The sequence below is a fragment of the Tenggerimyces flavus genome (genome assembly GCF_016907715.1).
GTDB lineage: Bacteria > Actinomycetota > Actinomycetes > Propionibacteriales > Actinopolymorphaceae > Tenggerimyces > Tenggerimyces flavus.
In genome coordinates, this window is sequence record NZ_JAFBCM010000001.1 from 4,580,109 (window position 1) to 4,594,809 (window position 14,701).

Annotated in this window: 10 protein-coding genes; 8 read left to right on the top strand and 2 right to left on the bottom strand. The window is 71.3% G+C overall.

All coding sequences use genetic code 11. From position 1 onward, the window contains the following. The first annotated feature begins 61 nt into the window (after window positions 1-61). The 5 genes from JOD67_RS21345 (at window position 62) to JOD67_RS21365 (ending at window position 10,967) form a co-directional block, all read left to right on the top strand. On the top strand, window positions 62-2,467 hold the full coding sequence (locus tag JOD67_RS21345) for an ABC transporter permease (protein ID WP_205119384.1): 2,406 nt from the start codon (window positions 62-64) through the stop codon (window positions 2,465-2,467). Window positions 2,468-2,659: 192 nt separating this feature from the next. Next, window positions 2,660-5,071 (top strand): ABC transporter permease, encoded by a 2,412-nt coding sequence (locus tag JOD67_RS21350; RefSeq protein WP_205119386.1) that lies wholly within the window; start codon window positions 2,660-2,662, stop codon window positions 5,069-5,071. 1 nt (window position 5,072) lies between these two features. Next, window positions 5,073-7,370, top strand: coding sequence for an ABC transporter permease (locus JOD67_RS21355; RefSeq protein WP_205119388.1), 2,298 nt, complete (start codon window positions 5,073-5,075; stop codon window positions 7,368-7,370). 205 nt (window positions 7,371-7,575) lie between these two features. After that, entirely contained in the window at window positions 7,576-9,510 is a 1,935-nt protein-coding gene (locus JOD67_RS21360; RefSeq protein WP_307782748.1) for a sensor histidine kinase, read from the top strand. Further along, window positions 9,507-10,967 carry a phytoene desaturase family protein gene (locus JOD67_RS21365; protein WP_205119392.1) on the top strand — a complete coding sequence of 487 codons (1,461 nt, stop codon included), beginning with the start codon at window positions 9,507-9,509 and terminating at the stop codon, window positions 10,965-10,967. The genes JOD67_RS21360 and JOD67_RS21365 overlap by 4 nt, the downstream gene beginning before the upstream one ends. Here the strand turns inward: JOD67_RS21365 and JOD67_RS21370 are convergent. Continuing rightward, a complete protein-coding gene (locus tag JOD67_RS21370; RefSeq protein WP_205119393.1) occupies window positions 10,930-11,307 on the bottom strand; it encodes a response regulator in 378 nt (125 codons plus the stop codon). The two genes, JOD67_RS21365 and JOD67_RS21370, sit on opposite strands and share 38 nt — an antisense overlap. Window positions 11,308-11,454: 147 nt before the next feature. Here JOD67_RS21370 and JOD67_RS21375 point away from each other — a divergent pair, with 147 nt between their 5' ends. Beyond that, entirely contained in the window at window positions 11,455-12,117 is a 663-nt protein-coding gene (locus tag JOD67_RS21375; protein WP_205119395.1) for a response regulator transcription factor, read from the top strand. Between the two features lie 18 nt (window positions 12,118-12,135). Here the strand turns inward: JOD67_RS21375 and JOD67_RS21380 are convergent, their stop codons facing one another. After that, complete coding sequence (locus tag JOD67_RS21380) at window positions 12,136-12,618, bottom strand: LURP-one-related/scramblase family protein (RefSeq protein ID WP_205119400.1); 483 nt, start codon at window positions 12,616-12,618, stop codon at window positions 12,136-12,138. 54 nt (window positions 12,619-12,672) lie between these two features. Here JOD67_RS21380 and JOD67_RS21385 point away from each other — a divergent pair, with 54 nt between their 5' ends. Together JOD67_RS21385 and JOD67_RS21390 are read left to right on the top strand one after the other, a co-directional pair. Further along, the gene (locus JOD67_RS21385) at window positions 12,673-13,446 is read left to right on the top strand and encodes an alpha/beta fold hydrolase (protein WP_205119402.1); all 774 of its coding nucleotides are present in this window, start codon (window positions 12,673-12,675) and stop codon (window positions 13,444-13,446) included. Between the two features lie 4 nt (window positions 13,447-13,450). Further along, entirely contained in the window at window positions 13,451-14,698 is a 1,248-nt protein-coding gene (locus JOD67_RS21390) for a hypothetical protein (RefSeq protein ID WP_205119403.1), read from the top strand. Window positions 14,699-14,701: the final 3 nt, after the last annotated feature.

Genomic DNA, 14,701 nt, shown 5'->3' on the forward strand with positions numbered 1-14,701 from the left:
CCGTGGAGGCCGCCAGCGGCCGACACGTGCGAGCGGTCGCCATGAGTGCAGGGCGGAGTAGATGAGTCTTCTCCTGCTCTGGCTGCGGATCGACCTCCGGCAGCACTGGCGTTCGCTGGTCGTGCTCGGTCTGCTGGTGGCGATCGCCGCGGGCATCGTGCTGGCCTCCGTCGCCGGGGCGCTTCGTGGTTCGACCGCGCTCGACCGGTTGCTCGCGCAGACGTTGCCGGCGACCGCCATCGTGCGCCCGAGCGGTCCGGTCGAGGTCGAGCGGATCCGTGCGCTGCCACAGGTCGCGGCATCGTCGACCTTCAACGGGTACACGGGATTCGGCATCGACGAGGTGCCCGGGCAGACCGTCGGCCTGTACGTGCCGGCGGACTCCGACGCGATGCGTACGATCGAGCGCCCGGCAGTCCTGGCCGGCAGGCTCGCCGACCCGACCATGGCCGATGAGGCCGTCGTCACCGAGCGCTTCGTCCAGACGCACGGCCTCGGGGTCGGCGACTCGGTCACGCTCCGCCTGTTCCTCCAGGAGGAGGTCACCACCGGAGTGTCCGGCGTCCGCTCGGTGACCCCACCGCGGCCAGGCGGTCCGACGGTTCCGGTCCGCATCGTCGGCGTCGTCCGCTCGACCTGGTTCGGCGACAGCGTCGACTCGACCGGCCAGCTCACCCCGTCGGTCGGCGTGTTCCAGCGTTACCGGGAGAACTTCGTCGACAAGGACGAATCCGAGGTCGTGTGGAACCTGATCGTCCGCTTGCACGGGGGCGAGGCCGCGATCCCGGACTTCCGCCGTGCACTCGACCAGCTGGAGCTGAAGACGCCGTACGAGCTCGACGACCGCGCCGCCGAGTTGGCGCACATCCGGGAGGTCGTCCGGTTCGAGAGCAGCTGGTTGGTCGTGTTCGGCCTGTGTGCGTTGCTCGTCGGGGGCGCACTGGTGGGCCAGGCCGTCGTCCGTACGACGCAGCGAGCGGTCCTCGAGCTCGAGCCACTCCGCGCGGTCGGGCTGCAACGGACGCAGCTCGTCGCTCTCGCCGGCGTCGTTCCCGCACTCGTCGCGGTGGCCGGAGCCGTCCTCGGCGCCGCCGCCGCGGTCGCGGTGTCGGGCTGGTTCCCGTTCGGTACGGCTGCCGACTACGAGCCGTCGCCCGGACTCCACGCGGACGCGCTCGTTCTCGCCGTCGGTCTGCTGCTCGTTCCGCTGCTGGTGTACGCCGGCGCGGCGCTCGCCGGCATCCTGCTGCTGTACCGGCCCTTGCCCGCAAGGCGACTGCGCAGCTCGACGCTCGCGCGGGCGGCCGCGCGTGCGGGTCTCGCCGTTCCCGTCGTGATCGGCGTTCGGCTCGCCCTGGAGCCCGAACGCATCCGCGGCACCATCCTGCGGCCCGCCATCGGAGGGGCGATGGTCGGCGTCCTCGGTGTCGTCGCGGCGACGTTGTTCGCCGTGGGAGTCGCCGACGCCGCCGAGCGCCCGGAGCGGTTCGGCCAGCGCTACCAGGCCATGCTCGGCTTCGGCCACACCGGCAAGGACCTGGCCGACCCGGTGGCACTGATCGACATCGTCGAGAAGGACCCGGACGTGCTGCGCGTCGTCGATGCCCGCTTCGCCGTCGCGGGTGCGGGGTCGTCGACCGTGATCACGTTCGGGATGCCGGTCGAGGAGCATGGTGCGCTCGTCGTCGACCGGGGTGTGCCGCCGGGCGCCACGTACGAGGTGCTGCTCGCTCCCAAGGCCGCCGAACGGTTCGGTGCCGACGTCGGCTCGACCGTGCCGCTGGACGGCGACAAGGGCACGAAGGAGCTCCTCGTCACCGGCATCGGCTTCGTGCCGGAGACCGAGTACAACGGCTACAGCGACGGCGCGGTGGTCACGCCCGACGGCTACAAGGCGCTGTTCACGGGATTCGTCAACCACGTGGCGTTCCTCAGCCTGCGACCTGGAGGAGATCTGCAGGCCGTGTCGGACCGGATGTACGCGGCGGCCAAGGGCAAGACGGACACCAGACAGGCGTACGTCACGCCGATGCCGCCACCGCAACAGCTCGCCGAGATCCGCAACGTCCGGCTGCTGCCGATCGGACTCGGCCTGTTCCTCGGGCTGTTCGCGGTCAGCGCGGTCGCACACGCGTTGACCAAGGCCGTCCGGCATCGCCGGCGTGAGCTCGGTGTGCTGCGCGCGGTGGGGATGACGCCGTGGCAGACGCGCAGCGTGGTCGTGACCCAGGCGTCGGTGCTCGCGGTCGTCGGCGTGCTCGTCGGCGTACCGCTCGGCATCGTGCTGGGACGCACGGTGTGGCGCATGGTCGCGCAGCTGATGCCGCTCGCGTACGTTCCGCCGACCGCGTTGTGGGTCGTGCTCCTCAGCGTCCCGGTCGCGCTGCTCGTCGCGACCCTGCTGGCAGCACTGCCCGGAGCCCGGGCCGCACGACTTCCATTAGGCCAGATTCTGAGAGCGGAGTGACATGAGAAACCACCACGCTCGGCGGCGCCGGCTTCCGGGGGCCGAGGACGGCTCTTCCGGCCGAAGGCCGCCGTCTGTCGCCGCAGGGTCACCCGGCGGCGTCGAGCACCGCGACCCGATGCCGGGGAGGCCGTCCACGGCCGACACGTGCGAGCGGTCGCCATGGGCACGGCTGAGGGCGCGGAGTAGGGGATGACTTTGTTGTCGACCTGGTTGGGCATCGAGCTGCGGCGCCGGTGGCGGTCGCTGGTCGTGCTGGCGCTGCTGGTCGCCGTCGCGAGCTGCACGGTCCTGGCCGCGACCGCCGGAGCGCGGCGCGAACAGTCGGTGCTGCCGCGACTCCTCGCCAACACCTTGCCGAACGACGGCATCGTGGTGCCGAACGATCCTGACTTCAACTGGGAGAAGGTCCGTGCCCTGCCCAGCGTGGAGGCGTTGGCCGAGATCGCGCTCAACGGTCCTGCGGTCGAGGGCATCCCCTTCGAGGAGACGAAGGAGGGGATGCCGGCCGTCGCCGACGCGGAGATCATGAACACGATCGAACGACCGATCGTGTTCGAGGGCAGGCTGGCCGATCCGACGCGCGTCGACGAGGTCGTCCTCACCCCGGCGTTCGCGAAGAACTATGGCTATGGCGTCGGAGACACGCTCACGCTGCGCACGTACAAGCCTGAGACCATCGACGAGGCCTACGACACCCCGGACGCGCCACCACCCGATGGTCCGTCTCAGGAGGTCCGGGTGGTCGGGGTGGTGCGCGGGCCGTGGTTCAGCGACGAGCCCGGGTCGTTCGGCACGGTGGTGACCACGGGGGCGTTCTTCGACAAGTACAAGGCGAACATCGTCGGTGCCGTGCCGTCCGTGCCGGTCAACGCGATCGTTCGGCTGAAGGATGGCGCCGCGGGCCTGCCCGAGTTCCGCCGGCAGCTCGCCGGGGCGGTGGGAAAGCCGATCGATGTGTGGAGTACGGCCGACGACAACGCACGGACGCAGTCGACGCTCAACTTCCTGGCGTTGTCGTTGCTCGCGTTCGGGATCACGGCTCTGCTCGCGGCGCTGTTCCTCATCGGTCAGGCGCTGGCCCGGTACACGGCGGGCTCGGTCGCCGATCTGCTGGTGCTTCGCCCGCTCGGCCTGACCCCGCGCCAGGTGGTCGTGTCGGCCACGGCACCGCCGGCGATCGCGGGGCTCGCCGGCGCGCTGCTGGGCATCGGTGGTGCGCTCGTCGTCTCGATCTGGATGCCGTTCGGCGATGCCGCGCTCCTCGAGCCCGCGCCGGGTCTGTCGGCGGACTGGCTCGTGCTCGGCGTCGGTGGCCTGCTGGCGGTCCTCGCCGTAGCGGCCGGGGCCGCCGGCACGGCCTGGATCGCGTTGCTCGCTTCGTACAGCACGCGGCCCGTCCGCCGCTCCATGCTCGCCGCCGCGGCGACTCGGCTGGGACTCCCCGTTCCGGTGGTGATCGGGACCCGGTTCGCGCTCGAGCCGGGCCGGGATCGCGGCACGGTGCCGGTGCGTCCAGCGATCATCGGGGCGGTGACCGGCGTCCTCGGCGTGCTGGCAGCGTTCACGTTCTCGGCCGGTGTGGCCGACGCCACCCGCAGCCTGGAACGGTTCGGCCAGACGCACGAACTGCAGGCGGAGGTCGGCTGGGGCGAACCCAAACCGCTGCCGGCCTTGGCCGGATGGATCGCGAAGTGGCGGGCGGATCCAGACGTCGTCAGCGTGACGGACGCGCCGTCGAACGTGGCGGAAGCGGGCGACTCCACGTTGACGGTCTTCTCGTACGGGGTCCGGCCGGGCAGTCCAATGCCGACGGTCATGTCTGAGGGACGCCTGCCCAGGACCGCGGGCGAGATCTCGATCGGACCGACGACGGCGAAGGAACTGCATGCCACCGTGGGCTCGAAGCTGCTGTTGTTGGGGTCGGTGAAGCCACGCGCGGAGGTGAGCGTCAAGGTGACGGGCATCGGCTTCCTCCCCGAGTCGCCCCACAGCGACTACTCCGAGGGCAGTTGGATGACCGCCGACGGGTACCGCGCGCTGTTCGGCACGGCGGCGAAGTTCCACAGCGCGCTGTTCGACCTCCGCGCCGGCGCCGATGTCGAGGCGGTCGCCAGCCGGCTGAAGGAGCCGCTGCCGAAGCCGCTGAAAGGCGCGATCTATCCGCCCAGGCCGCCCTTGCAGGCGTTGCTGCTGTACGGCATCCAGCTGCTGCCGGCGTTCCTCGGCGGCTTCCTGGGAGTGCTGGCGCTCGGTGCGGTCGGACACGCGATCGCCACGGCCGCGCGTCGGCGGCGGCACGAGGTCGCGGTGTTGCGCGCGCTCGGCATGACGCGGTGGCAGGCACGGGTGATCGTGATCACGCAGGCGAGCGTGCTGGCCGCGATCGGGTTGGTCTTCGGCATTCCGCTCGGCATCGCGATCGGCCGGATCCTGTGGCGGGTGGTCGCCGACATCACGCCGCTCGAGTACGCCGCTCCGGTCGCGGCACTGGCGTCGCTGCTCATCGTTCCCGTGGCGTTGCTCGTCGCGAACCTGCTCGCCCTGTGGCCCGGCCGGCTCGCGGCAGGGATGCGCGTCGGACAAGTCCTGAGGGCTGAGTGACATGAGCCTTCTCGCGGCGTGGATGCGGCTGGACGTACGCCGGCGATGGCGTTCGCTGGTCGTGCTCGCGTTGCTCGTCGCCATCTCCACCGCGACGGTCCTGACCGCGGTCGCCGGTGCTCGCCGGGGTGCGAGCGCGGCGGATCGGCTGCTGGAGGCGACCTCGCCGGCGCACTACGCGGTCGTCCCCAACCGCACGATCGACTGGGAAGGGATCCGGCGGCTGCCCGAGGTCGAGGCGCTCGGGCTCGCGGTCGGCGAGGCGTTCACGATCGACGGGGTTCCGGCCGACTCCTATGCCGCGTGGGGCGTCCCGCTCGACGATCAGCTCCTGAACACCCTGGAGCGGCCGGTGGTCCTCGCCGGTCGGCTCGCGGCGGGACCTGACGAGGCGGTCGTGACTTCTCTGTTCCTCCCGCGTACGAAGCACCGGCTCGGCGACGAGGTGACGCTGCGCTTCGTGGAGGGACGGACGGTCCGGGTGCGGATCGTCGGCGTCGTCCGCTCGTTCCTGCTGGCCGAGACGCCCGGGTCGTACGGCGGCCTGATCCCGGGCAGACAGCCCGGAGATGTGCCCGCCGGGCAGGTCCAGGGGTTCGTACGGCTGCGGAACGCCGAGGCAGACCTGCCGGCGTTCACGGCCGGACTCGCCAAGATCACCGGCCGGACCGACATCGACGTGTGGCCGTGGGTCGAGGCGCACGGGTTGGCCAGGCGCACGGGGAACTTCGACGCGGCTTTCCTGCTGGCCTTCGGCATCGCGGCGTTCGCGGCCGCGCTGATCGTCGTAGGACAGGCGGTTGCACGGCACGTCGCCGCAGGCACCGCGGAGTTCCGCGTGCTGTCGGCGTTGGGCATGACGATCGGGCTTCGGCTGTGGTGCGCGAGCGTCGGACCGGGTCTCGCCGCGATGATCGGCGCCGCGATAGGAGTCGGTGGTGCCGTCGCCGGGTCGCGGTGGATGCCGCTCGGCAATCCGGCCCTGTTCGAGCCGGTTTCCGGGATCGACGTGGACCCGCTCGTGCTCGGTCTCGGGTGGCTCGGCGCTGTCGTACTCGTGACTCTCGGCGTCGCGGTGGCGGCTCGATGGTCGGCCTCGGCGGAGACGCAGCCGTACGCGCGGCGGTCCTCCGCCGTCGCTCGCGTGGTGGCGAACTCCGGGCTGCCGGTGCCGGTCGTGCTCGGGACCCGCTTCGCGTTGGAGCGCGGGCGAGGCAGTGGCTCGTTGTCCGTACGGCCTGCCCTCGTCGCGGCCGTGCTCGGCGTCGTCGGAGTGCTCGCCGCGTTCACGTTGGTCGCCGGGGTCGCCGAGGCGGTGACCAACCCCGCCCGCGGCGGACAGGTCTACCAGCTCCAAGGGCTGCTCGGGTTTCGCGGCGCAGAGCTCGCTCCGGCGGAGGAGGTTCTTGGCGACTGGTCGAACGACCAGGGCGTGCTCGCCACCACCGAGGCCTGGGTGGACGTGGCGACCTCGCAGCCGTCGCAGCGAACGGTCAACGTCTACAAGCGGAAGCCGATCACCGGCGATGTCAACCCTGTCTTGACGAACGGTCGGATGCCCGAGGACACCGGCGAGATCGCCATCGGTCCGCATACGGCTCGGACCCTCGGTGTCGAGGTCGGCGGGACGGTCCAGCTCTCCGGAAGCCAAGGCGACCGGAGCTTCGAGGTCGTGGGAATCGCCTTTGTCCCCGAGGGTCTGGAGAACTACTACCACGACGGTGCGTGGCTCACCGAGTCCGGCTTCGGCTCATTGTTCAGCGCCTTCAAGTACCACCTCGGGTACGTCTCGGTTCGTCCCGGCGTGTCCGTGGACGCTGTCAAGGAACGTTTGACAACGGAGGCCGTTGAGGTAGACAGGTTGCGCTCGGCCTCGTACCCGTTGGAGATCAGGGAGGCGCAGGTGTTGCCGATCACGCTGTCGGTGTTCCTCGCGCTGATCGCGACCGGCGCGGTCGGACACGCTCTGGTGACCGCGATCCGGAATCGGCGCTCCGAGCTTGCGGTGCTTCGCGCGTTGGGAATGAGCAGGCGACAGTGCCGGGCGACCGTGGCGGTGCAGGCGTTCGTCCTCGCCGGGGTGGGTCTGGTGTTCGGCGTGCCGCTCGGCGTCGCGCTGGGGCGGTTGCTGTGGCGGATGGTCACTAACTACGTGGCGCTGCAGTACGTTCCCCCCATGCCGTTCTGGCCGCTGTTGCTGTGCGTGCCCGGTGCCCTCCTGGTCGCCTATCTCCTTGCCGTCCTACCCGGCGAACGTGCCGCCCGCATGCGGGTTGGTCAAGTTCTGAGGGCTGAGTGATGAAGGCTGCCGAAACCACCACGCTCGGCGGCGCCGGCTTCCGGGGGCCGAGGACGGCTCTCCGGCCGAAGGCCGCCGTCTGTCGCCGCAGGGTCACCCGGCGGCGTCGAGCACCGCGACCCGATGCCGGGGAGGCCGTCCGCGGCCGACACGTGCGAGCGGTCGCCATGAGGAGAGCTGAGTGATCACGATGGGGGCTTTGAGAGTGGTGTCGGCCATCCTGGCCGTGATCTGGGCCCTGGTCGCGCTCGGTTGCTGGCGGACCAGGCGCACCGAGCCGGCGCGGATCGCCACGCTCGTCGCGGCGAGCCAGGCTGCGGCGACCGCGTGGCCCGAGGTCGTCCCGGTCGCGATGGCGTCGTGGTTGGTGGGCGGCCTCGCGTTGCCGACCGGCCTGCTGGGTACGTGGGTCCGGCGGATCTTCGCCGCCGTGGGGCTCGCTGGGGGAGTGGCGTGGTCGGTCTCACTGCTGCTCTCGGGCGGTTCGGTCAACGTGGGTTGGGCACTGGCCAGTGCCGCGGTGATCGGTCTTGTAACGCTGATCGCGGTCGCGTGGCGGTGCTCGCGCGCCACCGTCGAGCGGAGGCGCGCGCTGCAGTGGGTCGCCGCGGCGGCCGTCGCGATGGCGGCCGCGGACGCGGTGATGGGTGCGCTGCACCTGCTGTTCGGCGCGCCGGTGGAGCTGCTGACCTGGCTCGTCGCCGCGCTCATCCTGCTGCCGCTCGGGGTGCTGCTCGGCGAGCTGCCGCGGACGGCGCGGTACGCGGAGTGGGCACTGATCGAGGCGATCGTCGCGGCGGGCTTGGCGTTCCTCGTCATCGGCGTCTACCTCGTCGTGGTGCTCGGGCTCGGGCGGATGCCGGTCGGCGGCGAGCGCGACATCCTCGCTGCCTCGGTCGTCGCCGCGCTCGTGTCCGCTGTGCTCGCGCTGCCCGCGCGGGTGCGGTTGTCGACGTTCGGCCGTTCACTGTTGCGGCGGACGGAGGCGCCGCCGGAGGAGGCGTTGGCCTCGTTCGGCGCGCGGATGACCCGCGCGATCCCGTTCGACGAACTGTTGCTGCAGCTCGCCGAGTCGCTGCACGCCACGCTCGGCCCCGCCGGTGCCGAGGTGTGGGTTGGCGGGGACGGAACGCTGAGTCGTACGGTCAGTGTGCCCGACCGGCCAGCCGACCGGATGCAGCTCACCGACCGCGAACGCGTCGTGCTCGGCCGTACGCGCATTGCCGGCTCGAGCTGGCTCACTGTCTGGCTGCCGGCGCTGCTCACCACCCAACCCGTCAACGCGCCGATCCGCGTGGCGCCGGTCGCGCACCTCGGCGAGCTCCTCGGACTGCTCGTGGTGCGCCGGCCAGCGGGCGCGGAGCTGTACGACGAGGACGAGGACCGCGTGCTCGTCGAGCTGGCCCGCCAGGTCGGCCTCGCGCTGCACAACATGCGCCTCGACACCGCGCTGCAGGCCTCGCTCGAGGAGCTCCGCCAACGCAACGAGGAGCTGCAGGCCTCTCGGCTCCGCATCGTCACCGCCGCCGACAACTCCCGGCGCGAGATCGAACGCAACCTGCACGACGGAGCGCAGCAACACCTCGTCGCGCTGTCTGTCAAGCTCGGGTTGGCAGGGCAGCTGCTCGATGAGGATCGCGCGGCCGTGCTCGAGCTGCTGGAGGAGCTGCGTACCGACGTTCAGGCCACGATCGCGACACTCCGTGAGCTAGCTCACGGAATCTACCCGCCGTTGTTGCGCAATCATGGACTGGAACAAGCGTTGCGAGCGGTGACGCGGCGGGCGGCCCTTCCCTGTGCCGTCACGGTGGAACTGCCCGGGCGCTACCCCGAGGAGGTCGAGGCGGCCGTGTACTTCTGTTGTCTGGAGGCGATCCAGAACGCGGGCAAGCACGCCGGCCCTGAGGCGTCGATCACCGTGCAGATCACCGCGGACGCGTCCACGTTGCGGTTCGCGGTGGGTGACAATGGTCACGGTTTCGAGACCGCCGGCACTCTGTCCGGCGCGGGCTTCGTCAACATGGCCGACCGGCTCGGCGCGATCGGCGGGCAGTTGAGCGTGGAGTCGACGGTCGGTTCGGGGACCTGCGTACGCGGCGAGATTCCCGCTGTCTCGGTTGCGCCGGCGGTGTCGGCATGACGGCTGCTACGCGGCCGGACGGGTTCGACGCGGTCGTCGTCGGGGCCGGGCCGAACGGGTTGGTCGCCGCGGTCGTTCTCGCGGAGGCGGGCGCCCGGGTCCTGCTGGTCGAGGGCGCGGACCGGTGGGGCGGCGGACTGCGTACGGAATCCCTCACGCTGCCTGGCTTCCTGCACGACCCGTGCGCGACCGTACTGCCGACGACGCTGGCGTCGAAGGCGTTCCGGGCGCTCGACGTGTCCAAGGACGGCGTGGAGTTCGCGCATCCGCCCATCGGCGCGGCGCATCCGCTGGACGGTCAGCCCGCCGTGCTCGTACGGCGTTCGCTCGAGGAGACGTCTGCCGACCTGGGGGAGGACGGGCAGGCCTGGCGCGCGACGATCGGCGCGACCGCCCGCGCCGGCTCGCGGCTCGTGGACACGCTGTTCTCGCCGCTCTCGATCCCGCCGCGGGCGCCGTTCGCCGGTGCGCGGTACGCCGCGCTGGGGCTGCTCCCGGCGACCGTCGTGGGTCCGCGGGTGTTCCGTACCGAGGGTGCGCGTGCTGCGTTCGCCGGCATGGCCGCGCACTCGATGCTGTCGTTGCGCGAGCCGCTCACGGCGGGGTACGGGATGCTGCTCGGCTCGCTGGTGCACTCGGTCGGGTGGCCGGTGGTGCGGGGCGGCTCGCAGGTCCTGGCCGACGCGTTGGTGGCGCGGGTGGAGAAGGCGGGCGGCGAGGTGGTGACCGGGCAGCCGGTGCGTTCCCTCGACGACCTGCCGCCGGCAGCGGCGGTGCTGCTCGACCTGACGCCCCGGCAGGTGCTCGCGGTGGGCGGCGACCGGCTGCCGGCGGGCTATCGGCGGCGGCTGGCGAAGTACCGCTACGGGCCGGGAGTGTTCAAGCTGGACTGGGCTTTGTCCGGGCCGATGCCGTGGACCGACCCTCGGGTGGCCTCGGCGGGAACGGTGCATCTCGGCGGGACGCTGGACGAGATCGCGCTGAGCGAGGCCGAGGTCGCCGCCGGTCGGCACCCCGAGCGGCCGTTCGTGCTGGTCGTGCAGGCGACGGCCGCGGATCCGTCGCGGGCACCGGCCGGACAGCACACGTTGTGGGCGTACTGCCACGTGCCGAACGGTTCGACGGTCGACATGACCGACGCGATCGAGGCGCAGCTCACGCGCTACGCGCCGGGGTGGAAGGACCTCGTTCTCGCGCGGCACTCGCGCGGGCCGGCCGAGCTCGAGGCGCACAACGCGAACCTGGTCGGCGGCGACATCGGCGGCGGCCTGGCGTCGATCGGTCAGTTCTTCGGGCGGCCGACGTACGGCCTGACGCCCTGGAAGACCCCGGTGCCAGGGCTGTATCTGTGCTCGGCCTCGACGCCGCCGGGGGCTGCCGTGCACGGGATGGGCGGCTGGCACGCCGCCCGGCTGGCGCTCAAGCGGGTTGGAGCTCGCGCAGCAGTGCGAGCGTGAGGGCGTCCTTGCGGACGTACGCCTTCGCCCCGCAGGTGCGGGCGTCGGGCGGGAGGTCGTCGTCGGCGTACGTCGACAGCAGGATCACCTGCGTCTCCGGTGCCGCCGCGAGGATGCGGCGGGTCGCCTCGATGCCGCTGATGCCAGGCAGGTTGATGTCCATGAGGACCAGACCGGGGCGCGTCGCCGCGGCCGCCTCGACCGCTTCCTCTCCAGAGGCCGCTTCGCCGACCACCTGCCATCCGTCCAGCCGGCGTACGAGCGTCCGCGCGACCATCCGGAACGGCGCCTGGTCATCGACGATGAGCACCTCGACCGTCGATGTCATCGCCACTGCCATCGTCCTACCCTTCGTGTTTCCCCCCGTCTGGGTCCGATTCCAGGATCCTGCTTGGGGTCGATCTGCCCAAGGGCTGCAGGCCGGTCGCTTACCGGGGTGCTAGCACTACCTGCTCGCCCGAACCGTGCGAACCGTACTCTTTCGTCTGTGACCGTACGGATCGTCGTCGCCGAGGACTCCCTCCTGGTACGCGAGGGCATCGGCAGGCTGCTCGACAGCCAGCCCGACTTCGAGGTCGTCGCCCTGTGCGCCGACCTGCCGGAGCTGCTCGCCGCCGTCCCGGAGCAGGAGCCCGACGTGGTGGTGACCGACGTACGGATGCCACCCACGAACACCGACGAGGGGATCCAGGCGGCGACCCAGCTGCGGACGACGCACCCGTCGGTCGGCGTCGTCGTGCTCTCGCAGTACGCCGAGCCCGGGTACGCGACCCCGCTGCTCGCCGCGGGCAGTGGGGGACGGGCGTACCTGCTCAAGGAGCGCGTGTCGGACCCGGCGCAGCTGGCGTCCGCCGTTCGTACGGTCGTCGCCGGTGGCTCGGTGATCGACCCGGTCGTGGTCGAGGCGCTCGTCGCGGACTCCCGGCAGGCCCGGCCGACGCCGATGGACGCGCTCTCGCCGCGGGAACGCGAGGTGCTCGCGGGCATCGCGGAGGGCAAGAGCAACGCGGCCGTGGCGGCGGGGCTGTTCCTGTCGGAGCGGGCGGTCGAGAAGCACATCAACGCTCTGTTCGGCAAGCTCGGCCTGGCGCCGGAGCGGGACGTGAACCGCCGCGTGATGGCGGTGCTGCTCTACCTCTCGGACCGCTGAGGCTGCGACCATCAATGGCTAGTCGTTGTCGCTGTGGCAGGCCATGTCGATGACGACGCAGGTGGCCAGGATCAGGACGGGGTCCTCGCCGTCGGCGATGTCGACGCCGTAGCTGTCGCTGAACGAGAAGTACTCCTTCGACGCCTGCGCGACCGTCGTCCCGTTGCGGGCGAACGTGTACTCCAGCTCGAAGAAGTCGCCCTCCACGCTCAGCCCGTTCGCGTCCGGGCCCTCGATCTCGAAGCTGTGCTTGAAGAACTGCAGCGCCGGCTTGTGGATCGTGGCGAGGAGTTCGCCGTCGCGGCTGATGTCGTAGGTCTCGGAGAACGAGAAGGCCGGCTTCTTGATGAACGCGAGCTCCCGGCCGGACAGGTCGTTGAGGGACAGCTCCTTGCCGATCACGAACGCGTGGCAGTCGACGGCGAACGCGTCGTTCCCGGCCTCGTCGGTGATGGTGAAGTCGCCGAACGAGAAGAACTTCTGCTGCATCTGGAAGCGCATGACGCACAGCCTGCCGGGTTCGGGCGGTTTGCGCGACTGGGAGGATCTGTCCTCGTGCGTACTCTCCAGCTTCCTTCGTTGCCGGCGCGGATCTCGTACGTGGACGTGCCGGGCTCGGTGCCGGCGGTCGTCTACGTCGGCGGGCTGGGCTCGGCGACCACGGCGGTGTTCGCCGAGACCGTCGCTCATCCGTCGATGCGGCACGGCCGCCGTTCCGTGCTCGTCGACCTGATTGGCTCGGGGTGGAGCGAGAGCTCGTCGGCGTTCGGCGCCACGATCGAGGAGCACGCCGACGTGGTCGCTGCCGTGCTGGCCGAGCTGGGGCTGCGGGACGTCGTGCTCGTGGGACACAGCCTGGGCGGCTCGGTGGGGATCGCGTTGGCTTCGCGGCGGCCTGACTTGGTCTCGCGGTTGGTCGTCGCCGAGCCGAACCTCGATCCCGGCATCGGCCAGGTCAGCGCGCATATCGCCAAGCAGGACGAGGCGTTCTTCGTCGAGCGCGGCTTCTCGGCGTTGCTCGCGGCGCTCGAACGCGAGGAGGCCTGGCCGTACCACGCGACCATGCGCCGCTGGGATCCGCTGATCCTGCATCGCACCGCGGTGTCGTTGCTGGCCGAGCGTACGCCGACGTTCCGGGAGCAGCTGTGTGCGCTCGAGGTGCCGCGGACGTACGTACTCGGCGCGCTGTCGACCGGCGAGGCTCCGGCCGGGCTCGCCGAGGCCGGGGTGCGGATCGTGGTCATCGAGAACGCGGGGCACACGATGATGGACGACGACCTCGACGCCTTCGCCGCCGCGGTTGGGGCCGCCGTTTCGGGGACATACTGAGGCGATGGGCCAGGGTATGACGGAGTTCTGGGAGTCGTTGGCGGTCACGGGTCCGGGAGGGGTGACGCGGTTCGCGGCGGACCGCCTGGTCGCGCGGGTCGCCCGCGCGAAGGTCGAGACGGACGACGAGGTCGCCCGCGTGGCCGCACCGATCGTTTCCTTGACGACCCTCGTCTGCAAGGCGGCCGACGCCGATGTCCGCGCCGAGGCGCTGCGGGTGCTCGAGCAGAGGTGGGAGGGGAGCGGCCTCTCGTTCCAGTCGCTGGTGTTGTTGGGCTTCCGGGAGGCGACCGCGGTCGACCTGCCCGGCCGGCGCCTGTTCAACGTACCGGTGACGGTGACGCGCTTCGTTGTCCCGCGCGTCGTCGCGTACCTGGCCTGGGCGGCGTCCGAGGGTCACCAGCTGACTGAGCGGTTCGGACCGGTCGCCACGCCGTTCCCCGGACACGAGGTGGGGTACTGGCTCGTCGGCGCGCTGGTGGAGAGCGTCGACGACCAGGCGGTCAGCGACCTCGCCGGCCTGCTGGGTGAGACCGCCGACGTGACTCTGCTCGGCCAGCTGGAGTCCCGGCTGGGCGACGCCGTCCTGTCCAAGCGGGACGGGGTGCTGTGGCACGAGGGCGCGCCGACCCGGCTGACCCACGTACTGCGGGCCAACCCCCACCTGCCGGTGCGGCGGCAGCCGAAGACGGACGGGACGCTGCGGGACGAGGCGCCGGTCCTCATCGCGCTGTTGCAGGACCGGCCCGATGCCGTGCGCGCGTTCTTCGGCCCTCAGCACGGTGCTGGTGCGGTGAACGCGTTGATCGCCGGGGCTTCGATGCCGGCGCCGGAGTCGTTCGTCGCCGCCTGCCGGCAGTCGTTGCGCGAGCTTCCACCCGGCGAGGGCCGCGAGGTCCTGTGCCGCATCGCGCTGGCTGGGGTGTCCGAAGCGTTGTCGGCCGTCGCGGACGCCGGCTACCTGCCGGCGGAGGAGCGGGACGCGTTGGCGTTCCTGTTCAGTACGTCGCAGTGGGAGGTGTACGACCGCGCCGACCCAACCGGGCAACTGCTGGGGGAGTACTGCGCGACGTACGCCAAGGACTACTCCGGTCCGTCGTACCGCCGTTGGTTGGAGGAGGCCGCCGAACGGGCCGGCCGCCCCAACCCCTGCCCGCCTCCTCCGCCGCCGGTCCGGCATGGCGCGATCGGCAGCTGGCCGACCGACCCCGGCAGCTTCGACGGCGGCGGTGGTTTCGGCGGCGGCTACTGACGC

Coding starts and splice junctions, on each gene's coding strand:
- JOD67_RS21345 (WP_205119384.1), top strand. CDS start 62: ATGAGTCTTCTCCTGCTCTGGCTGCGGATCGACCTCCGGCAGCACTGG.
- JOD67_RS21350 (WP_205119386.1), top strand. CDS start 2,660: ATGACTTTGTTGTCGACCTGGTTGGGCATCGAGCTGCGGCGCCGGTGG.
- JOD67_RS21355 (WP_205119388.1), top strand. CDS start 5,073: ATGAGCCTTCTCGCGGCGTGGATGCGGCTGGACGTACGCCGGCGATGG.
- JOD67_RS21365 (WP_205119392.1), top strand. CDS start 9,507: ATGACGGCTGCTACGCGGCCGGACGGGTTCGACGCGGTCGTCGTCGGG.
- JOD67_RS21370 (WP_205119393.1), bottom strand. CDS start 11,307: ATGGCAGTGGCGATGACATCGACGGTCGAGGTGCTCATCGTCGATGAC.
- JOD67_RS21380 (WP_205119400.1), bottom strand. CDS start 12,618: ATGCGCTTCCAGATGCAGCAGAAGTTCTTCTCGTTCGGCGACTTCACC.
- JOD67_RS21390 (WP_205119403.1), top strand. CDS start 13,451: ATGGGCCAGGGTATGACGGAGTTCTGGGAGTCGTTGGCGGTCACGGGT.